22 protein-coding genes are annotated in these 21,938 nt (G+C 39.1%); all 22 read right to left on the bottom strand.

Translation table 11 applies throughout. The features are described from left to right. Window positions 1-14: 14 nt before the first annotated feature. Window positions 15-1,250, bottom strand: a complete 1,236-nt coding sequence (locus AC2YJL_RS12345) for a DUF6421 family protein (protein ID WP_230932632.1) — start codon at window positions 1,248-1,250, stop codon at window positions 15-17. 27 nt (window positions 1,251-1,277) lie between these two features. Next, the gene (locus AC2YJL_RS12350; protein WP_098790652.1) at window positions 1,278-2,216 is read right to left on the bottom strand and encodes a DMT family transporter; all 939 of its coding nucleotides are present in this window, start codon (window positions 2,214-2,216) and stop codon (window positions 1,278-1,280) included. 31 nt (window positions 2,217-2,247) lie between these two features. Further along, window positions 2,248-2,808, bottom strand: coding sequence for a hypothetical protein (locus AC2YJL_RS12355; RefSeq protein WP_028413322.1), 561 nt, complete (start codon window positions 2,806-2,808; stop codon window positions 2,248-2,250). A gap of 15 nt (window positions 2,809-2,823) precedes the next feature. Further along, entirely contained in the window at window positions 2,824-4,086 is a 1,263-nt protein-coding gene (locus tag AC2YJL_RS12360; protein WP_195693893.1) for an ATP-grasp domain-containing protein, read from the bottom strand. Window positions 4,087-4,456: 370 nt separating this feature from the next. Next, window positions 4,457-5,662, bottom strand: a complete 1,206-nt coding sequence (locus tag AC2YJL_RS12365; protein ID WP_230932630.1) for an MFS transporter — start codon at window positions 5,660-5,662, stop codon at window positions 4,457-4,459. A 181-nt stretch (window positions 5,663-5,843) separates the two neighbouring features. Then, window positions 5,844-7,016 carry an iron-containing alcohol dehydrogenase gene (locus AC2YJL_RS12370; protein ID WP_195693897.1) on the bottom strand — a complete coding sequence of 391 codons (1,173 nt, stop codon included), beginning with the start codon at window positions 7,014-7,016 and terminating at the stop codon, window positions 5,844-5,846. 190 nt (window positions 7,017-7,206) lie between these two features. After that, on the bottom strand, window positions 7,207-7,668 hold the full coding sequence (locus AC2YJL_RS12375; RefSeq protein WP_251568119.1) for a GNAT family N-acetyltransferase: 462 nt from the start codon (window positions 7,666-7,668) through the stop codon (window positions 7,207-7,209). A gap of 39 nt (window positions 7,669-7,707) precedes the next feature. Further along, entirely contained in the window at window positions 7,708-7,965 is a 258-nt protein-coding gene (locus tag AC2YJL_RS12380) for a SunI/YnzG family protein (protein ID WP_195693901.1), read from the bottom strand. Window positions 7,966-7,984: 19 nt separating this feature from the next. Further along, entirely contained in the window at window positions 7,985-8,731 is a 747-nt protein-coding gene (locus AC2YJL_RS12385; RefSeq protein WP_251568118.1) for an MBL fold metallo-hydrolase, read from the bottom strand. Between the two features lie 238 nt (window positions 8,732-8,969). Beyond that, window positions 8,970-10,451 carry an amino acid permease gene (locus tag AC2YJL_RS12390; protein ID WP_195693905.1) on the bottom strand — a complete coding sequence of 494 codons (1,482 nt, stop codon included), beginning with the start codon at window positions 10,449-10,451 and terminating at the stop codon, window positions 8,970-8,972. A gap of 101 nt (window positions 10,452-10,552) precedes the next feature. Further along, window positions 10,553-10,831 (bottom strand): YokU family protein, encoded by a 279-nt coding sequence (locus AC2YJL_RS12395; RefSeq protein WP_195693907.1) that lies wholly within the window; start codon window positions 10,829-10,831, stop codon window positions 10,553-10,555. A 2-nt stretch (window positions 10,832-10,833) separates the two neighbouring features. Then, the gene (gene kamA, locus AC2YJL_RS12400) at window positions 10,834-12,243 is read right to left on the bottom strand and encodes a lysine 2,3-aminomutase (RefSeq protein ID WP_098626453.1); all 1,410 of its coding nucleotides are present in this window, start codon (window positions 12,241-12,243) and stop codon (window positions 10,834-10,836) included. A 42-nt stretch (window positions 12,244-12,285) separates the two neighbouring features. Then, window positions 12,286-12,765, bottom strand: coding sequence for a GNAT family N-acetyltransferase (locus tag AC2YJL_RS12405; RefSeq protein ID WP_014460080.1), 480 nt, complete (start codon window positions 12,763-12,765; stop codon window positions 12,286-12,288). Then, window positions 12,753-14,273: a M81 family metallopeptidase gene (locus tag AC2YJL_RS12410; protein ID WP_221779980.1), complete on the bottom strand. Its 1,521-nt coding sequence runs from the start codon at window positions 14,271-14,273 to the stop codon at window positions 12,753-12,755. Before AC2YJL_RS12410 ends, AC2YJL_RS12405 begins: the two co-directional genes overlap by 13 nt. Window positions 14,274-14,302: 29 nt before the next feature. After that, entirely contained in the window at window positions 14,303-15,760 is a 1,458-nt protein-coding gene (locus tag AC2YJL_RS12415; RefSeq protein WP_014460082.1) for an aldehyde dehydrogenase family protein, read from the bottom strand. A 28-nt stretch (window positions 15,761-15,788) separates the two neighbouring features. Beyond that, window positions 15,789-17,084 carry an aminotransferase class III-fold pyridoxal phosphate-dependent enzyme gene (locus AC2YJL_RS12420; protein ID WP_195693911.1) on the bottom strand — a complete coding sequence of 432 codons (1,296 nt, stop codon included), beginning with the start codon at window positions 17,082-17,084 and terminating at the stop codon, window positions 15,789-15,791. Next, a complete protein-coding gene (locus tag AC2YJL_RS12425) occupies window positions 17,068-18,453 on the bottom strand; it encodes an aminotransferase family protein (RefSeq protein WP_487374773.1) in 1,386 nt (461 codons plus the stop codon). The genes AC2YJL_RS12420 and AC2YJL_RS12425 overlap by 17 nt, the downstream gene beginning before the upstream one ends. Further along, on the bottom strand, window positions 18,441-19,631 hold the full coding sequence (locus tag AC2YJL_RS12430; protein WP_195693915.1) for a thiolase family protein: 1,191 nt from the start codon (window positions 19,629-19,631) through the stop codon (window positions 18,441-18,443). The genes AC2YJL_RS12425 and AC2YJL_RS12430 overlap by 13 nt, the downstream gene beginning before the upstream one ends. Continuing rightward, the gene (locus AC2YJL_RS12435; RefSeq protein WP_195693917.1) at window positions 19,631-20,293 is read right to left on the bottom strand and encodes a 3-oxoacid CoA-transferase subunit B; all 663 of its coding nucleotides are present in this window, start codon (window positions 20,291-20,293) and stop codon (window positions 19,631-19,633) included. The genes AC2YJL_RS12430 and AC2YJL_RS12435 overlap by 1 nt, the downstream gene beginning before the upstream one ends. A 1-nt stretch (window position 20,294) precedes the next feature. After that, a complete protein-coding gene (locus AC2YJL_RS12440; RefSeq protein ID WP_043982486.1) occupies window positions 20,295-20,951 on the bottom strand; it encodes a CoA transferase subunit A in 657 nt (218 codons plus the stop codon). A 178-nt stretch (window positions 20,952-21,129) separates the two neighbouring features. Then, the gene (locus AC2YJL_RS12445) at window positions 21,130-21,459 is read right to left on the bottom strand and encodes a DUF3870 domain-containing protein (RefSeq protein WP_013057066.1); all 330 of its coding nucleotides are present in this window, start codon (window positions 21,457-21,459) and stop codon (window positions 21,130-21,132) included. A 214-nt stretch (window positions 21,460-21,673) separates the two neighbouring features. Then, window positions 21,674-21,922: a ferredoxin gene (locus AC2YJL_RS12450; RefSeq protein WP_013083172.1), complete on the bottom strand. Its 249-nt coding sequence runs from the start codon at window positions 21,920-21,922 to the stop codon at window positions 21,674-21,676. Between the last annotated feature and the right edge of the window lie 16 nt (window positions 21,923-21,938).

Below are 21,938 nucleotides of genomic sequence, written 5' to 3' on the forward strand. Positions count from 1 at the left end.
AGTGCATCTTCTCCTTAGAGATTATGGTCATCGAATAGTAAGTATGGAACTTCAATCTTTTTATTTTGCTGATTAATAAAGTACTTGTTCGGAATAGTAAATTTATCACCATTCTCACTAGGCAATAAGTATTTTCGAACATAATGTTCAGCTTTTTCTTTATAGTCAGAGTCACTTTGAACCGTTTCAAGTTCTTCAATTTCTTTTACTAAAAGATCCAGTTCTTTTAAGCATATGTCTAAATCTAAATAAGCATGGTCTCCTTTTCGGGATATTGAATGCCCATTTGCAACTAGCCAGCTAAAAAGAAAAAATCCTGTTCCAGAATCAAAGTTTCGGGGTGCATTATGCTGAATAGGGTATCTTAAAAGTCGTTCAAAGAGAACAAATTCTGTTATCTCTTCCCAAAAAGGATATTTTCTTTTATGAAGAGTCAGCACCGTCTGACAGTCTACTTTAACTTCTTCCAGTATGCCTGCAAAAAAATTCATTTTTGCCTGTATATGCTGGTCAAAAGGTTTATTTCCGCAGTGATGGTAATAATCATGTAGATATCCCCAGATTACCCTTGCCTGATAGGTGTCTTCTCTATTCATAGTATGAGATTTAAAGTTAAAATCAGGAAAGATAGAATACGCTCTTTTTAATGTATCATCATTGTATATGCTGTGAAATTTATTAAAGAAAAATATCGCGAAGTTTTGACTTGTTACCTTTTCTTTTGTTTTTACATTCTCAGGGAAAAATACAATACACTTCCCTTCCATAAATCCTTGAGTACCAGCCAACAGCTTTAAAGATTCACATCCATTTTTAGGATGAGGAAGGTCTGCTTCAATGGAGTTCATGATTTCGGGTTCATCACGAACGGCGATAAAGGCTTCTAAATAAAACCCTCTTTTTGTAGGGCCATTAGGCGTTACAATCGGTCCTAAAAAGAACGTCGCCTCTCCGTTTGCAGGCGGGCTATAAGCAATTAACGTTTGATCAAAATAAGGAGCTTGATCGAGTCCTCTTTCAATCCAATCACATACGTCATTTTTTAATGCATTCCACACTTCAGGTAAATTTAAAGAGTCATATATTGTTTCAGTTTCAGCAACTACTTTTAATAAGAGCTCTCTAGCTTTTTCGTAATTTCTTTTGACCTCTCCATTTGGGCCCTGATATTTTCTTATCTCATATAGAGCAGGTACTATTTTATCGTTTAATAACTCCACTAAACTTTGAGTATGATTTTTTGTTAACATGATTAAAACACTCCTTTTTTAGAACAGCTACTTAGCAGAAATATTTTTAGATGATGTAAGAGTAGAGTTATTTGTGTTTTTCTCTATTTGCTTTTTCAAGTTAATAAATATAACCCCTGCTATTACAAACGCTGTACCTATATAGACCTGTTTGTTTAATGTTTCACCTAAAAAGACAAATCCTACATATAAGGCGATAACCGGTGAAATAAATAAATGCGCCGTTGCTTTTGATATATGCCATTTTTTTAATAAATAAATATTAATAGAAAACCCTACGACCGACCCTATAATGGCCAAGTATAATAATGAGATAAGGCTAATCCCGGAGAAAGTGCGATTTCCATTTTCCACAAATAAACTAACAATCAGTAAACAAGCGCCTCCACTTAGCATCGAAAAAGAATTAAAGGTCATAATAGGCAAGGATTTTATGCGAGATTGAACTTGAACAGTTATAAAAGCTGAACCTAGCATAGCCATTAAAATGACGATCATGGCTACTATTTGAATCACATTTCCCTGTATAAACAGCTGATTTCCAAATACAACGCTCATACCAATTAAGCACATGACTACACCTAGCTTTTGTCCTTTTGTAGCTGGTGTTCCTTTAAATAAGCGATTAAATAAAAGAGCAAACACTGAAATGCTGGCAGCTAAAACGGAAACAAGCCCGCTTGGCAAATAGACGGATGCCCAATAAACAGAACCAAACGGTAGAGCAAAGTACAAAATTCCGTTTAATGCTGAAATGATTACTACTTCTTTTGAAACGGCCATTTTTTTTGTGAGTAAGAGGTAGAGGGCAATTATTAAACTAGCAATTAAAAACCTCATACCTGCTGACCATAGAGGCAAGCTATCTTTTAATCCAGTCTTTTGAAAAGCCCATGTCGTTCCACCGATGACGGCTAATAGACAGAACAAAAGATGGACATGAATACGGGTTAATTTAGAAATCACTGTTTCACCTTATTTCTTTTTAAAGTTAAGCCTATTTTCTTCCGTGGAGCGTAAAACACATCGGCACTTCTCCAAAATCTTTTACAACTGTTAACCCCTGCTCGTTAGCGGCTTTACTTGTTGTAATACATGCGTCTACCTTTCCTTCTAAGCAATCAATCGCCGCTTGAGCATTACTATTTACTAACTGAACATTAGGACTGATGGAATGAGCTAAATCAACAGGGGCAGGATGTGAAGCAATTAACAGGTTGTTGTTTGTTATCACCTCTTCTTTTGAGGCAAGCACCATGTTATACGTCGGCATAATAAAGCTATCTACTAGCTCTAAACTAGTTAAATTTTTGAACACAATATCATGTAAGTAAGGATATACTGCGCAGCCTAGAAGAGCCGAACTCTCTGTTTCTTTCACATGAACTAAAGCTTCTTCCAACGTTTGATGCAAAAAGACCTGACCTTGTATGCTTTGGCGTTCGAACCACAGATAGCCTGCTTTTTCACAATTTGTTCCTTCAGGCCCTAAGGTATGGATAATGCTAATTTTTTGAAGCTGCTGATTTTTCTTACTAGACGACTCTGCAACTATCATAGCCTTTGATACCCCCTATGCGTTTACTTTATTTTTATAAACGATTTTTACTTTGTTATCTAAATAGCTGTAATACTGCTCACAGTCGGAATAAGAGTCATGAGTGGTTAAAATAAATCCAGGGTACCCTGAAAAGTGCGGATATGGTAAAATGTCTGTCCCTTTAGTTATAAATTGAATAACTCTTTTTACTTCAGTATCTCTACGCACGTCTTCTAAGCCTCGAATTTCTTTAAAAATTCCATGGCCTTGCACAGGGATAATGTAGTTGCCCACCACTTTCTTTCGTTTTCTTTCATTTTTTTTTACAGAAGGTTTTACTCCTAATACATAGTAAAAAACTAGCTCCATATAGTTAATACCTGTACTTTCCTTTACGATATAGTGAGAAATCCCAGATCCTCCAATGCGCGCTCCTATTTCAATCACATAAGGTTTTCCCGCTGGGTCCAGGCGTAATTCAATATGAGCCGGGCCATTCTCAATTCCTAAAGCATTTGCTGCTCTAGCTGCTTCTTGTGCAATAGATTGCCAAACGTTTTCTTCTAGCTGAGCTGGAGCTATATAAACACCTTCTTCAAAGAAAGGTCCTTTGGAATTTCCTTTATAACCTATAGAAAGTACATAAATTTCTCCTTCTACAGAAAACGTCTCAATAGCAAACTCTGGTCCGTCTATAAATTGTTCAATTACCATGCTCGTTTTATTTTTTGTGAATTTGCTTAGGTCTTCTTCATTTACGCGTCTCACTTTTTCTATGCTGTCAATCAGTTCTTTTTTATTATTCGCTCGTGATACACCTTGACTGGAAAATCCGTTAGAAGGTTTTACTACGACAGGATAAGGCATTGAAAGATTCGTTAATTCCTCCGTATTTTCAACCTCTTTAAAATACGGAGTGTTAAGATCATTATCTTTTAAAACATCTCTCATCTTCTGTTTGTTGCGACAGTTACTAATCACAAACGGTGATAAGCCCGGTAAGTTTAACTCTTCTGTCAACTGAGATACAAACTCTAATGCAGGCTCATATAATGTCATAATGCCGTCAAAAGGATTTTTGTGATGCTCTGCTTTAATCATCTCAAGAGCTTTGTCTGGGGTGTGAAATAAATCAATGGGTATGAAATTTTGTACGTTTTTAAGATGCTTAGGTTCTACTTCTTCTTGGTTATAAAAAAACGTCACGTTAATTCCGAGAGCTTCTGCTTCTTCAAAAATAAACGGTAAATATGTATTTTGTAACACAACTGCTAGATGCTTATTTTGTAACGGCATTTACTTCCCCCCTACTTTTAAACAGCTCTTCACTGTTCGATGACTAAATTCTAATAACCGCTTCATATATTTGTCAATTTAATTTTATATAACATTAGGAATATATAGAATATTTGATATATTAGTAAAAAGTAAAGAAAAGAATGGTTTATAGGGTTAATACTAAAGCGAAATTAAAAGCAGGAATTTTGCTATTTGATTATAAAGATATTGTTAGAAAAAATTTAATGAGAATTTTTCTAAAAAAAAGAAAGGTCGACATAGATTCAACCTTTCTTTTTTATATTTTTTATTAAAATAGATATTAACCATTTATAAAGTTACATCTTTTTCAGCCATCTCATTTAGTATTTTTTTTTTAACGTAGCATTTATTTCATAGGCTGCAAATGATTATTAGCTTTTTGTTTGGCATCACGCTGAACGAAAAAAATGATGCAAAGCGCCAGAAGATATAAACATGCAAAAGCTGTTATGTACCAAAGTGCTGATGTGATTCCGCTTACATCCATAGTAAAGCCAATAAGTGCAGGGAAAACAGCTCCTCCAAGCCCTGAAAAACCAGTAATTAAACTTGTTACAATACGAGCAGATCCAGTAAACGTATGGTTAGCATATACCATCGTTATCGAATAGATACCTGACATTGCAAGCCCTAAAAACCCTAATAAAATATAGCCTGCTACTGCTTCTTTTAACACAATAAACAGCACTAAACTCACAATTGTTCCTCCAATGCTGCCAAAAAGATAACGTTCGTATGTAACGATTCGAATAATCCATCCAGTAGCCACTCGTCCTATTAGCATAGCCACCCAAAAAACGCTTATGCTCAAAGTAGCCTGTGACGGAATTACATCTAGATACGCGATAAAAATAGACGAAAGAAAATTATTCATACTGCTTTCTACTCCGGCGTACATAAAAATCATTACACTAAAAAGAGCAAGTATTTTCCATCTTTGATTTTTAGCAAGCACAGGGGGAGGTTCTGAGTTGGCGTCTGAAGCATCGCTTTCTGAAGTTAAAACAGTCTCTTTTTTAAAAGGAATCATTTTACAGACCACAACCATTAGTAAAGCTAGTACACTCGTTATAAAAAATGAAAACCTCCAGCTGTTCTGTGAAATCAATAAGCTAGCTACTAACGGCATCAACAGCGCACCTAGACCAAATGATACTTCTAAATAGCTCATAACAATAGCTCTTCTACCAATAAATACTTCCATCATTAAAGTAGCTACAACTACTTCCAATGCGGCTACACCAATACCGTTTAAAAAATTGAATGCGATAATCCACTCAAATGGAGGCAATAAAAGCATACCTATTTGTGATAGCGCTATCATTAGTGCGGAAACTGTCAGTAAATTCATTTCTTTGAAGCGTCCTAATAGAAAAGAGGATAGCGGAACTCCTATCAAAAATCCTAAAGAACCTAATAATACAAGCTGTCCGCCAACCGTATAGGACACATGATAATGTGTTAACAATTGCGGTAAGACGGACCCTACGGCTGTAATGACTAATCCGCCCAGCAAATAAAGCGCATATGAAGCTAGCGCAAACTTTTTCATCTTCCCACTCCCTTAAATTCTCTAAAACTTTCTTTCTGTACTTAATTATAAAGCTTTTCCTTTAGTTGTTAACTGAAATTTGAGAAAAAAACCATTCTTCCTCCTCTACTTAATTTCCAGTCATTTATAGGATAAAACAAAAAGAAGAAGACAGATGTCTCCTTCTTTTTTGCTTTTTACTTTACAGTGACGCTTTTAAAATAGCTAAAATATCATCTTTATTTAGTTTTTTAAAGTTACCGAAACCTCCGTACTCCATTTCGCGAGCAGCAATTCCAGCAATTTCGTCTAGTCGCTCTTCTCCGATATCGTAATCTGCTAAGCGAGAAGGTGCACCAAGACTCGACCAAAAAGCGCTTAGTTTATCGATTCCTTCTAATGCAATTTCTTTGTCGCTTTTACCTGCAGTTTCAATATCGAACATGCTTGTCATTACACGTTTCATACGAGTAACATCTTGATCTACAACGTGTCGCATCCAATTTGGGAATAGGATTGCTAAACCGCCTGCATGAGGAATGTCATATACCGCTGATACCGCGTGTTCAATTGTATGTGAAGCCCAATCGCCAAAGTAGCCCATTTGAAGTGTTCCGTTTAGCGCGATTGTTCCGGAATATAAAATCGTTTCGCGGTGCTCGTAGCTTTGCAGATCTTCTAGTAATTTTGGTGCTGTTTCAATTACTGTTTGTAATACAGAATAGCACATACGATCTTGTAAAGGCGTGTTTTTCACGTTATGGAAATATTGTTCAAATACATGACTCATCATGTCTACCATGCCGTAGATAGTTTGATCTCTAGGAACAGACATCGTGTTCACAGGATCTAATATAGAAAATACAGGATGCGTAACGGCGCTTCCCCAAACGTATTTTTCATTTGTTTCCCAATTCGTAATAACAGAATCAGGATTCATTTCAGAACCTGTTGCTGCCAATGTTAATACCGTTCCGAACGGCAGTGCTTTTGTAGCCGTTACTTTTTTGTTAATAATATCCCAGACGTCTCCTTCATATTCAGCTCCGGCAGCGATTGCTTTTGTGCAGTCAATAACGCTTCCTCCACCGACTGCTAACATGAAGTCAATGTTTTCATGTCGGCAAATTTCAATTCCTTTTCGTACCGTAGATAGTCGAGGATTTGGCTCTACGCCCGCTAACTCATGTATATTTACGTTTAACTCTTTTAACAGCGTAAGAACTTGATCGTATAAACCGTTTTTCTTAATGCTTCCTCCGCCGTAAACAAGCAAAATATTTTTTCCGTATTTCGGGAGCTCTTCTGATAATGCTTGAAGCTGATCTTTTCCGAAGATTAATTTTGTGGGATTATGATAAATGAAATTTTCCATACTATCTGTATACCTCCTAGTTGAATATAAAGTAAGTTGTCGCATTACGCGAACAAGAATGTAAGTATAAATGTAAAACAAAAATTTTTCAAGAGTTAAGTTCTCAGATCGCGTACTTTATTTTATTGAGTGATTAAAATGAAGAAAATGGCTTCTTAGATATAAAAAAGAGAGCAAGTAAATGCTCTCTTTAAAGTTCTTTATAAGCCATTTTTCTATACGTAACAAATCCTTCTTTTTCGTAAAAGCTCTCGGCAATCGTATTGTCGCGCCAGTAATCTAACTCAATTGTAGTGATCTCTTTTTCACGAGCAATGCTATAAATTTCTTTCATTAAACTCGAACCAAACCCTTTGTTTTTGTAAGGTTCTGCAATATTTATTTGATGAACATAAATTGACTTGTAAGTCTTTTTAAACACTGTCTCTGAATACTGCTTTATTTCCAGCCAAGCGAATCCCACATGCTGTCCTTCGTCTTCTCCTAAAAGAAAGACAAATCTATCGTCTTTCATCACTTTCTTAAAAAATTCATGTACCTGATAAAAATCATATGTTTGAAAGCGCTCGGGGTATAATTCTACATGCAGTTGATGAACAGACTGATTAAGCTTGGCAATTGTATCAGTATCGAAAGTACGGCTAATCTTCAATTTTTTCTCTCCTATATATCTCGTATTTAGTAATGGTCATTATGAATTTATTTCGTTTAATATAGCCGGTGCGTTTGAGGTAAATAACAGATAGTTTTTATTGGTCGTTTTTATAAAGATGCGGTCAGTCGTTCCGTACGGAGGGCCAATTCGAATGGCGCTTACTTCTTTGCCTCCGTACGTGTCATCTTCCATTACTTCAAGAATGTCTTCTAACGGAATCGTAAAGTGTGAAAGCTGCCATTTTATAATGAGATTATCATTTATTTTTCGGACACTGATAGTTGGTGTAAACATTTTATACATCCCCTTCCCCTTAACTTTCTCCCTGTGAAATGTGTTCTTTTATCCTTAAAATTGCTTCTTTCGGACAGCCTTGAAAATACCCTCCATGGTAACAAATAACATGCTCAATGTCGTAGTGTAAGAATTTTTCCAGTGAGTGAACTGCTTGGTCCATATTTAAGGTCGTTTGTTTAACAGGTCCCATTAGTTGTTCATTTGCAAATACTAAAGCATCTCCAGCAACCAGTGTTTTTGATTTTCTTAAATAAAAGCTTACATGCCCAGGCGTATGTCCGGGAGTGAAAATAACTTCAATGCCTCCGCAGTATGGAAGCAGTTGATCTTTTTTGAATAATGTATCTACCTCAACTTTTGGGGGATTTTTATATAAATATTTTATTTCGTCAGGTATAGCTGCTAGTTCTTCGTTACTCATTCGACTCGCATTCGTTTTAATAAGCGGAAGTTTCCCTTCAATATACGGCTTATCAAATTCATGAGCATGTACGATGATATTTTCATTTGATTTTTTTCGTATATCAGTCGCACATCCTATATGATCTAGATCTTGGTGTGTTAGAAGAATTGCTTTTAGCTGTTCAATAGATATATTCAATTCACTCAAGGCCTCTTTCAGTTGATCGGTTTGCCCAGGCATTCCTGTATCAATTAGAACAGCTTCATCGTTATTCCAAACTAACGTAGGATTTAATATTATATCTTGGTCAAAAGCTCTGGCAGTCAACTGTAGCATTTCAACACCTGTAGAAATTCTCATTGCACTCCCCTTTTCTTATTAAAGTAAAAAGATTTTCAACCTCCACAATCGCTTAGCATGCAGTGGTATTCTTGAATTTTATCAATAAACAAAATAAAAACCAGACTGGAAAAAAATCACTTTTTATGCTATAATATCTATAAAATAAAGCTTACTATGATAGATTTTTATAAATAAAAAGGTGAACCTCGTTGTCCGAGGTTCACCTTTTTTGCTTATCGTTAGCCGTATAGCTTTTTTATTTCTTATCTTCTCTTTGGATACACGCATGCAAAGGTACAACCTTGGTTTTCTTTGCTATTTTATATCCCCACCACGTCGCTAAAAAGAGAGGCAGACCGATGTATGAGACCGTCAAGCCGTACCAATCAATTTTGTCGGAAAGTACCGCTTGATAATTCTGTCCTAGAATAACGATGAGGCACATTCCAAATGCAAGAACAGGACCTAGAGGAAACCATTTTGCTTTATACGCCAGTTCATTTATATCCCGTCCTGAAGCAACATATGCTTTTCGGAAACGATAGTGGCTGATGGCAATACCAATCCACGCAATAAATCCGCTCATGCCTGAAGCGTTTAAAAGCCACATATACATTTGATCACCAAAAATTGATGTTAAAAAGGCAAGACCGCCAATGATAGTGGTTAAAACAAGGGCGTTTACTGGAATTCCTCGACGATTAATTTTTCGAAGCGCTTTAGGCGCTTGCCCTTCATTGGCCATGGACCATAACATTCGCGTAGAAGCATATAAGCCAGAAGTTCCGGCTGATAAAACCGAGGTAAGAATAACAGCATTCATCACTGAAGCAGCTGCAGCAATTCCTGCTTTTTCGAAAACAAGCGTAAATGGACTAACAGCAATGTTATCCACATCTCCTCCTAGAAGAGATGGACTTGTGTAAGGAATGATAAGCCCGATTACAGCAATGGCTGCAATATAAAATAGAAGAATGCGCCAAAAGACTTGGCGAATGGCTTTTGGGATATTTTTTTGAGGGTTTTCACTTTCCCCCGCCGCAATGCCGACTAGCTCTGTACCTTGAAAAGAAAATCCCGCGATAAAGAAAATGCTTAGTACGGACAGAAATCCGCCGTTGACCGGCGCTTCTTCTAATGTAAAGTTTTTAAAACCGATATATTCACCGCCGAAAATACCAAAGATGGTCAGAAGGCCCACTCCGATAAACACGATGATGGTTACTACTTTTACGAGAGCAAACCAATATTCAGATTCTCCATAGCTTTTTACAGATAGGAAATTAAGTAAAAAAATTAAGCCTAAAAACAAAGCGCTCCAGATAATACTTGGCACATCAGGGAACCAAAACTTCATAATAATAGCAGAAGCAGCTATTTCTACAGCGAGCGTAACAGCCCAGTTAAACCAGTAGTTCCAGCCGAGCGCAAAGCCGAGAGCTGGGTCTACATAGTGACTGGCGTACGTTGAAAAAGAACCTGATACCGGCATAAACGTGGCCATTTCTCCAAGACTAGTCATGAGAAAGTAAACCATAATTCCAATAGCCCCGTAAGCAATCAGCGCTCCTCCAGGTCCAGCAGTTTGGATGGATGATCCGGTAGCTAGAAATAAGCCCGTTCCGATTGACCCTCCAATGGCAATCATGGTCATATGACGCGCTTTTAAATGGCGTTTTACATGCTTATCGTCCTGTTTTTTTTCTTCTTCATTACGATTTATATCGACCGCTTCCATACTTATCCCACCTTTATAAATGAACTATGCGCACATGTTTAACGTAAAGCGTATGAGAATATCCATCTCCCACAAAAAGTAGGAGATGGATCCTTCATTGCTTACTTTGAAAAATCAAAGTAGTTTCGTTTTAATAGACGAGGCAGGCTCATAAGCTGTTCGTACGTTACACTTTTTTCTAAGGCAGAGGTGTTGATTAAAAACAGTTGATCTTCAATGTGTCCAACCGTTGTATCTGTTTGATACGTAATTCCGCATTCTGAACATGTAATGGAAGGCGTCTCTTTAATTTCTATAGCTTTTGTGCCGTCAGGAAGCTCCCAATAAACCGTTGCATCCGTCTCTTTCGCTTCATAGGATTCGCACCATTGACATTTCAATATTATTCCTCCTTCGCTCCCGCCGTTTCGTATTTTTTCATTTGCGTTTCAAATTTTTTCTCTTTTAATTGATCGCGCTTTTCACGCTTGTCTTTTAAAGAGCTATGCTCTGGATTTTGGTCATACGTTTTCCGGCGGTCAAGACGGTTTAGACCTTCCGGTGTTAAGTTGAACTTTGTATCATCAATAATCGAAAGAACACCGTTGCTTTCAAATTTTTCAAATACTTCAGGATATACTTTTTTATAAAATTCTTCTGCGCTTCCACTTTGGTAATTTTGCGGCTCTGGATAAGATGTAATAACACCTTCAAAGTTTCGAAGCACCACTTTATTGGAGCTTTGAGAAATAATATAGTTTGGCTGCAGCGGAATTTTACCTCCTCCTCCAGGAGCATCCACGATAAATGTAGGAACTGCATAGCCGGACGTATGGCCTCGAAGTCCTTCCATAATTTCTAGCCCTTTGCTGATTGGCGCACGGAAATGACCGATTCCTTCTGATAAATCACATTGATAAATGTAGTAAGGACGCACGCGAATCTTTACTAAATCATGCATAAGCTGCTTCATGATTGGCACGCTGTCATTAATTCCGGCTAAAATAACCGCTTGGTTTCCGACTGGAACTCCTGCGTTCGAAAGCATTTCACAAGCACGCTTTGATTCTTCTGTAATTTCAATTGATGTGTTAAAATGCGTATTTAGCCAAACCGGATGATATTTCTTTAAGATATTGCACAGGTTTTCTGTAATGCGCTGCGGGAACACCACCGGTGCTCTTGTACCGATACGAATAATTTCTACGTGCGGAATATCGCGCAAATTTTTCAAAATATATTCTAAAATATTGTCATTGATTAATAGTCCGTCTCCTCCGGAAATTAATACATCACGGATTTGAGGGTTGGCTGCAATGTAATTAATAGCTGTATCCAGCTGTTTTTTTGGAACGCCCATGCCAATTTGTCCTGAAAAACGTCTTCTTGTACAGTAGCGGCAGTACATAGAGCATTGATTTGTAACTAAAAACAGCACGCGGTCGGGATAACGATGCGTTAAGCCAGGAACCGGTGAATCTTCATCTTCATGAAGCGGATCTTCTAAATCATACCGTGTTTTATGCAGTTCTTCTGAAATAGGAACGGACTGCATTCTGATTGGACATTTCGGATCGTTCTCATCCATTAACCATGCGTAATAAGGAGTGATATTTAACGGAATCGTTTTGGTTGCAATTTTTACGCCTTCTTCTTCTTGAGGTGTTAAATTTATGACTTTCTTTAAATCTTCCAATGTTTTAATTGTGTTTGTCAGCTGCCATACCCAGTCGTTCCACTGCTCGTCCGTTACATCTTTCCAAAGCTCGATTTCTTTCCAGTGTCTGCTTACTTTATATAATGTATTTTTCATTTTATATTCCCTCCAAAGTTCATTTTTTGAATAGATGTTCTACTAAGAAATTGACCGCACCATATAATAGCGATCTTCTCCTTCGCCAAACTCTCCTGATCGCGTTTCTTTAATCGTAAAGCCCATTTTTTTATACAGCTTCACAGCGCCTTCATTTTTCACATTCACAGTCAAACAAACGCTTTCAAAACTATCTTTTTGTAAAATCGAAAATATTTCTTCTAAGAACAGCTGTCCAATTCCGCTTCCTTGTTTATCAGAGCGGACGTAGAAACCAAAGATATAAGCTTTTGTGACATCTTTGTAATCTCGAAGCAGCTCGCAAATGGCAATTGGCCTTGCGTCATTTTCCTGGAAATATTGAATGAGCTTTCCATAGCGTGCTAAAGGTACAAGCGTCTGTTCATCAACGGCTCCCATGCCGGGAAACGCATCTTTTTCAAGTTCAATCATCATTTTTTGCTGCTCAGGATTTAACGATTCCGGCACTTCGATATAGTACTGCTCTTTTAATGCATCCATTTTTCTTTCCTCCTTTTTTCACTTTCATATTTTGCATCTTGCAGCGGCCATATTGGACTTGGAAGGTGCTGATAATTAAAGGTCGTTAAGCGGTTTGACGCTACGCCTGGCGCATCCACATAGATGATAGATCCTACAAGCGGTTCAAAAGCGGCTCTGAAATGATTTTTAGCTTTTAAACCAATGATTTTTTTCGTCGCTGGCTCAATGCCAATATGGCGAAAAAGTTCAGGATCATTGGCTGATACCGGCCTTCCAATCAGCAAAATATCCAATTCTCCTACTTGAATGTGAGCTGCACCTTTTACATTTACTTTTAAATGCTGATTAAACGGTCCTGAATTGTAAAACTCACCTTCCGACAAAGCAACGACCTTGGCCTCAACTTCAACGGGCTTTCCGAACTCAGGAGAAACTTTTCCTCCTAAGGAAAGAGAGACGTAATTCCCAGCTCCTGCTTGCACGCATTGTTTAATAGATTCAGGGTCATAAAGACCTCCAAACAGTGTCCTCGGCATATTTAGCTTCAGCATGTATTCCAAAAGCTCTGTTGTATCGCCGCTTCCGCAGCTTAAAGGATTGTCCGCTATATCAGCGAGCACTATTGGCTGTTCGTCTGATAGTTTTAACGCTGTTTGCAGACCCTCTTCAACGGTAGGCAAATCCACGATAAAATCTTCTTTTATACTCCAAAACTGAGAAGCTAGTCTCTTTGCTATTTTTTCTGCTGTTTCAGGATTCAAAGCTGTTACGAGCACGCTTGCTCCGGCAATTGAAATATCAGAATAAGGAAAGCCTCCAAAAATAGAAACATTGTATACGTCTTCTTCTTGCTCGGCTTGCTTAGCAAGGTCCATCATTTTTTTCATCGGCCCTTCTGCTGTTCGCATATTAATCGACGGCAAAAGCATAGGCATTTTTTTAAAAGATGCATAATAGATAACGCTTTCTTTTACTTGTGTTAAAAGCGCTCGCGCAGCGTTCACTCCTTGTTCGTACATATCAACATGAGGATATGTTTTAAACCCGAAATGAAGCGGCGTGTACGTAAGCATATCTTCACTGATATTTGCGTGCATATCGAGCGTAGTAGCAATGGGAACGTCGCTTCCTATGCAGCTTCTTATCTGACTTAACAAATGAGCTTCAGGATCGAAAAGATGCTCTACTACCATTGCGCCGTGCAAAGCGATTAATAAGCCATCTAGCGGGCCGGCGTGAGTAAGCGTATGCAACATTTGCTTTTCAATTGTGTAATAAGCTGCTGAAGATACAATCCCAGACGGAACTGCAGCTGCACAAACAAGGGGAACGATTTCTACCTGCTTCTCTTGCTTTAATACATCTAAAAATCCCCCTACTTCTGTTTTGGTTCCTGAGTATGCTTTATATATTTCCGTTCCAACAAAATAGCCTTCTTGTACAAAGTGTTCTATTTCTGTTTTTAATGGACTAAAGCTGTGAGATTCATGATAAAAAAAGGCAATGCCAATGCGATATGAAGACATGTGCTCCTCCTTTTCGCTAAGGTGCGAGATTAATAGTTGGTGTAGACAGACTTCCATTCTGTCATCACATCAAATGCATGATGAGAAACTTCCCTGTGGCCGTTGCCAGACATTTTCATTCCTCCGAATGCTACTCCCATTTCAGCATTAGATGTTCCGTTATTGATATAGACTAATCCGCTAACAGCGTCTTTTGCCGCTCGGCTGGCATAGTGCAAGCTGCTTGTATAAATAGAAGTGGAAAGCCCGTACATCGTTCCATTATTGACGCTCATTGCTTCTTCGTAGCCATCTACTTCAATAAAAGCAAGCACGGGACCAAAAATCTCCTCTTGAGCAATTGTGTGGTTCGAATGGACGTTATCAATAATTGTAGGCATGTAATAACAAGTTCCTAACTCTGATAAAGCATGACCTCCAAGCGCAATATTTCCGCCTTCTTCCACCGCTTTTTGTACGTAATTTTCTACTAAACGGCACTGCTGTTCATTAACAAGCGGTCCTATCACAACTCCTTGTTCAAGACCATTTCCAATCTTCATTTCTTTTGTAAGAGCTATTACTTTTTTCAAAAGCTCTTCTTTTACTGAACGCTCCACAATCACTCTGCTAGCTGCGGTACAGCGCTGCCCCGTTGTCGTAAATGCTGATTTAACAATTCCTTCTGCTGCTTTATCCAAATCGGCATCCTTTAACACAATAACAGCGTTTTTTCCTCCTAGCTCTAAAGAAATTCGTTTTAAGGTTTTGCTGCTCATTTCTGCTAACTGCTGACCAACTTCCGTAGAACCTGTAAATGATATGATTTTCACTTCAGAGTGCGTAGCAAGCTTTTGTCCAACAATTCTGCCCGATCCTGTAAGCAAGTTAATTGTTCCTTTTGGAAGCCCCGCAGCGTGCAATACTTCCATAAAAATCTTCGCTGAGAGCGCCACTTCTGAAGCCGGCTTCCAGACAACGGTATTGCCAGCGATTAAAGCGGCAAACATTTTATAAGAAGCGAGAGAAACAGGAAAGTTCCAAGGTGTAATACATGCCACAACTCCAAGCGGTTCGCGAACCATTTTTATATCTCGGTCAGGAAAGCCAGCGGGCACTATTTCGCCAAACAAACGTCTTCCTTCTCCAGCCATATACTGAGCTGTTGCAATGACGACACCAACTTCCCCTATGGATTCTGTCAGCGGTTTTCCCATCTCTTTTGTCATCACTTGAGCTAACTCTTCTTTTCTGTCTTCAAAAAGCTCAGCTGCTTTTGTTAAAAATGCTGCACGTTCAGGAATAGATGTATTTTTCCAGTGGCTGTAGGCTGTACTAGCCGCTTTTACCGCATCATCAACTTGACTAGCCGTAGCGACTGCGCACGTTCCAACGAGCTCTTGTGTTGCAGGGTTTATACTTTCAAAATAGGTTTGCTCCTCTTCACTTACCCACTCGCCGTTAATATATAAATTTCCTTGTAACAGTTCGATTTTAGTCTGACTCATATTGTTACCCTCCTTTTCATTTAAAAAGCTAGTTAATTGAAACTGCCTCTGTGATGGCTTCTTCTAGTAAAGACAGTCCTTGATCCAGCACGTCTTTATCAATATTTAGCGGCAGCATTAAACGAATGGTTTGCCCTTTGACTCCACAGTTCATAATTAGCAGTCTTTTTTCCAGCGCTTTTGATTTAATAACAGGGACATAAGCAGCTGCTGTTTCAACATGAAATTCAATACCAATCATCATACCAATTCCTCTAACCTCTTTAATAGCCGGTAAATGTCCGATAGAATGCTGAAGGCGTTTAACAATATCAGCGCCTACTTTTTCACTGCGCTCTACAAGCTTTTCTTCTTCAATGATTGAAATATTAGCTAAAGCCGCTGCGCACGATACTGGATTTCCGCCAAAAGTAGAACCATGTCCAGCTGTTGGCCATTTCTCATGCAGTTCTCGGCTTGCTACAATGGCTCCTAAAGGCATGCCGCCGGAAAGAGCTTTTGCCAAAACTAAAATATCTGGTGTGACTCCAGCATGTTCTGCGGCAAACATTTTTCCAGTGCGCCCAAATCCCGTTTGCACTTCATCAAAAACAAGCAGAATGCCATAATCATTCGCTATGTCTCTCAGTGCACGTAAAAAGCTAGAAGGAGCAGGGTAATAGCCTCCTTCGCCCATGACTGGCTCAATTACAATCGCCGCTACGCGTGAAGGATCCACTCGCAGATCAAACAGCTTTTGCAGTTGATTTAAGCAATATGCTTCTGCATCTTCCTCGTCAACATTAGGAAGCTGACTTGGATAAGGATAAGGGACGTGATACACTTCTCCTAAAATCGGCTCGTAGTAGCTGCGGTATTTTGAGCTTGAAGCCGTAATAGCTGTAGCTCCTAATGTACGACCGTGAAAAGAACCTTCAAAAGCAATTATCGCTGGTCTGCCAGTGGCCGCTTTTGCTAATTTGAGCGCACCATCAATGGCTTCTGCGCCTGAGTTTGAAAAAAACACCGTGTCTAAGTTTCCAGGCGTAATTTGCGCAAGTTTTTCTGCCAAATTCACTGCTGTTTCGTAATAGCCGTAGTTTAAGCCTAGGTGAAGCAGCTGATCTGCTTGTTTTTTTATCGCTTCTACCATCTTTTCATGCGTATGACCCACTGCATTGACAGCTACTCCTGATACAAAATCAATATATTCCTTGCCATCAGCTGTCCAAAATTTCGCACCGTGCGCTTTTTCAACAACAAGCTCTGTTACTCTTGTCATCACCGGTGATAAATGTTTTTTTCCTTTGATTTGAAGCTCTTCTGTTTTATTTTGCACTTTCATATGACTCATCCTTTCTTATGTGCTGATAAAAAATAGAAAACGCATGATCTAGCAATCTTACTATTTCATCAACTTCTGATTTCGTTATATTTAAAGGAGGACTGATAATGATATGTTCTCCTTTATGTCCATCTATAGATCCGGACCCTGGATAAAAGACGCCTCCAAGCTCCATACAAATTTCATTGAGCTTTTCGCTGGCTGCTTCACGTGGCTCGAAAAATATCTGTTGATTGGCGTCTTTCATTAGTTCTAACCCAATTAAAAGTCCGCGGCCGCGAATATCTGAAATATAAGGATGCTTGCGCTGCAGAGCTACTAAACATTCCATTAAATACGCGCCTTGAGTTTCAACGTTTTGAAGGATATTCATTTCTTCATACATATCCAAAGCAGCAAGACCTGCCGCTATTGAAACAGGATGTCCACTGTACGTATAGCCATGAAGAAATTTCCCGCTACTATTTTCTAACAGACCTTGAATCAGACGGTCATGCACGATCATTCCTCCTAAAGGAGCGTACCCAGCTGAAACTCCTTTACCAAACGTTAGGATATCGGGTTCGATGCCGAATTGTTCCACTGCAAAATCAGTTCCCGTTCTCCCGAAGCCTGTCATCACTTCATCAACAATCAAAAGAATGTCATAGCGGCTGCAAAGCTCACGTAATTTTTTGAAATAGTCAAGCGGAGGTACAACAGCTCCTTGCTGACTTCCTACAATGGGCTCTGCGATAAAAGCTGAAATATTTTCCGGACCGAACTCTAAAATGGTTCGTTCAATATCGGTGACGCAGCTCCAGTTTTGATTTGCCACGCAGTCTTCTTGATTGCGATTATACGGACAGCGATGACAATAAGGAGAATAAACGTGCGCAAAATGTAAAAGATTAGGTGTATACGGATATCTTCTTTTTACGTCTCCTCCAGCTGATAGTGCGCCTATCGTATTTCCGTGATAAGACTGCCACCTTCCGATTACGATGTGTTTTTGCGTCTTTCCGGCATCTCTGTGATATTGCCTTGCTAATTTTAATGCACTTTCATTTGCTTCTGATCCCCCTGATGTAAAATAGACTTTGTTTAAATGAGTGGGCGCCATTTTACCAATGACACCTGCAAGTTTATGCAAAACATCCGTTTCAAAACGCAATGTGTGAACAAACGCCGCGTTTTTTGCCTGCTCAGCCATCGCCTCGGCTATTTGTCCAATGCCGTGCCCTAAATTTGCCGCCACGGCCCCGGAGCAGCCGTCTAAATACTTTTTTCCTTGTTCATCTATTAAGTAGCTTCCTTCGCCGTGCGTGATCATTGGGTACTTTTTTGTTAAATCTCTATGAAACACATAATCTCTTTTTATTTCGTCCATCTTTCCACCACCATCGCCATTCCTAAGCCTCCTGCAACGCAAATAGTAGCCAGGCCGTATCGTCTTTTTTGCTTGTGAAGCTCATGACACAGAGTTGTGATAATTCTTGCCCCGGAGCAGCCTAAAGGATGTCCAAGCGCAATTGCTCCTCCGTTTACATTCACTTTCTCTGATGTGATATCCCATTCTCTTAAGCAAGCAATACTTTGGGCGGCAAAAGCTTCGTTTAATTCAATCAAGTCTATATCATCTAAGCTTAAACCAGCTTTATTTAAAGCAATTTGTGAAGCCGAAACAGGGCCAATTCCCATTTCCTTTGGAGAGACGCCCGATGCTGCAAACGACACAATCTTTGCCATAGGTGTTAATCCGAGGTGCTCAGCTTTTTCTTCCGACATCAGCAGCAGCATCGAAGCGCCATCGTTTCTGCCGGATGAATTGCCGGCTGTCACCGTTCCATTTCTTTGAAAAACAGGCTTAAGCGCACCAAGCTTTTCTTTGCTAGTAAGACGAGGAAATTCATCTGTTGCAAAATGCCTCATACCTTTTTTTCCTTCTTTTACAGCTACCGGGATAATTTCTTCTTCAAACAAATCAAGTTCTATAGCCCGCCTAGCTTTTTCCTGACTATAAAAAGCAAACTCATCTTGTTCCGTGCGGCTAATACTATATTTTTCAGCGAGCCATTCGGCCGTCTGTCCCATCGTAAACGTTCCGTATAATGTTTCAGGCTGTGATTTTGGCTGACTTTCTGTATTAGAGTCATAGAGTGTTAAATCACCAACGTGAAAACCAAAACGAGTGCCTACCGTATAGTGCGGTGCTTGAGACATGCTTTCCACTCCTCCGGCTAATACCACTTCGGCTTGACCTGATAAAACGGACATAGCTCCATTCATTACAGCCTGCATGCCTGATCCGCACTGGCGGTGCACGGTATAAGCTGGAATACGTTCAGAGAATTGAGCTTTCAGCCCGGCTACTCTCGCTATATTAGGAGCATGAGCGCTTTGTTTCGTCTGTCCGACAATGATTTCATCAACAATCTCTGACGTATATCCCGCTGAAGACAAATTGTTTTTCATCACAAGAGAGACTAGTTCTTCTGGAAGCGTATCTGCAAGCGAACCGCCAAAATTTCCAATAGGCGTTCGAAATGCATTTACAATCACTGCCATTATGCTGTCACCTCATTGTTTTTATTAAATAATTTAGAAACGCGAAAAGAAGCCTGCGTTTTTTGTTGCACTGTCTCTAAAGAAACACCCGGAGCTGTTTCAAGAAGTTCAAGACCATGTTCTGTTACCGAAAAGACAGCTAATTCTGTAATAATCATATCGACTCGTCGCTCTGAAGTAAGCGGATAGGTTAAATTCCTAACTACCTTGGACTCTCCTTGACTATTCGTATGAAGAGTAGTCACAATAACTTTTTTTGATCCTTCTAATAAATCCATTGCTCCTCCCACGCCAAGAACACTTTTCCCAGGAACAGCCCAGTTTGCAATTCGGCCTGTTTCATCTACTTGAAGCACTCCAAGAATCGATACATTCACATGGCCTCCGCGTATCATGGCAAAAGAATCAGCGCTGTTAAAAAATGAGGCACCTTCCAAAACCGTGACGGGCAGCTTTCCCGCATTCACAAGTTCTGGATCTATATAATCTTCTTCAGGAGTAGGGCCAACGCCAAGAATCCCGTTTTCTGAATGTAAAAACACGTGAACATCGGGTGAAATATAATTAGCAACTAAAGTAGGAATGCCGATTCCTAAGTTCACTACATCTCCGTGACAAAGCTCTTTTGCAGCACGCGCAGCAATATATTGTTTGACGTTCATCTTATTGTTCTCCTTTCATTACGATATAAGTGACGTATAAATGAGGAGTTACAATTTCTTCAGGAGAAATCTGTCCAACTTCAACCACTTCTTCTACTTCAGCAATCACGATATCAGCAGCCGTTGCCATCATTGGATTAAAGTTTCTTGCTGATTTACTGTAAATAAGATTTCCGAGTCGATCTGCTTTTTTAGCTTTTATTAGAGCTACATCTGCGTGCAGCGATTCTTGCAAAACATATTTCTTTCCTTTTAATACTCGTTCTTCTTTTCCTTCCGCAAGCTGAGTCCCTACGCTCACAGGCGTATAAAATCCTCCGATGCCTGCTCCTCCTGCCCTAATAGCCTCGGACATTGTTCCTTGCGGGATGAGCTCCACTTGGAGTTCTTGTTGTTGATAAGCGTGTACAACTTCAGGGTTGGAAGTAAAATAAGAACCTATGGCTTTTTTTACTTGTTTTTTTTGAACCAATACACCTAATCCTTTTCCAGGTTCACCGAGGTTATTACTAATAATCTCTAAATCTTTAAGGTTTGATTTGGCAATCGCTTCAATCAGACTAAGCGGGCTTCCAACGAGACCAAATCCACCTACCATAATGCGTGCGCCATCTGTTATTTTTTCTATTGCTTCTTCGCGCGTGATGATTTTGTTCATTTTGTTTCCTCCTTTTCTTTTTATATTTCACAGCGCTTTACGCGAAAAAAACCAAGCAGGATACAATGACTTCCCAAAGAAACAGGGATGTCCCCACTCTTTGTAAAGTGTGTGTATCTGCTTGGTTTTAATAAGACCATGAAAAGAGGTTGTCTTCTCACTTTATTCTAACCAAACGCTATGTAATTTTTTGATTCACATTATCCCAGTAACGTTGGATTGCAGCCTGAAGCGCTACGATAATCGCCTGTTGAGATGGAGCAAAATAATAGTTTTGAATACGTTCAATAAGAGGTTCAATTCCATCTGCAAGGCAGTAACCAATAAGCAGCTTCCGGAAAAAATTTTGCGTCAGCTCCGTAATAAACGTAAACTCAGCATTTACAATTTTATGCTCTGTCAGATCCACTTCTAGTACAATTCCCGCATGCTTATACATTTCATACATGGAAGTTCCCTGTGGAGCTTTTGCATATCCTGTCACAATGACTGTATTCAGTATTTGCATGCCCCTTAATCTCCTTTTAAAAACTATTTAATTACTCCGCACTTTTACACTAATAATTCTGAAAGGTCAAATGAGATTAACTCATTTTCTTTTAGTTATGTAAGTGCTTTCATTTTTAAAAAGATATATTCTTACACAACTAATATTTCGCCTTTTCTAGACAAAATCCTTCTTTTCTTTTAAAAAAACTTTCTATTTTTTTATTTATTCGGCTTTATTGAAATTTATTCGAGTCTCCATCAAACTTTTCATCCGCTATACGGATGGACTCTGTTGGACAGCCTTCAAACGCATCTATTAAATCGTCTTCCAGCTCTTGGGGCACTTCAGCCGTGCCTTGATTATCATCAAGTATAACGAACGCAATTCCTTCATCATCGTAATCATAAATATCAGGTGCCGCAGCTCCGCATGCACCGCATGCAATACACGTTTCTTTATCGACTATCGTATATTTCCCCATAATCATTCTCCTAACT

It is taken from the genome of Priestia sp. SRI_019, assembly GCF_057586255.1.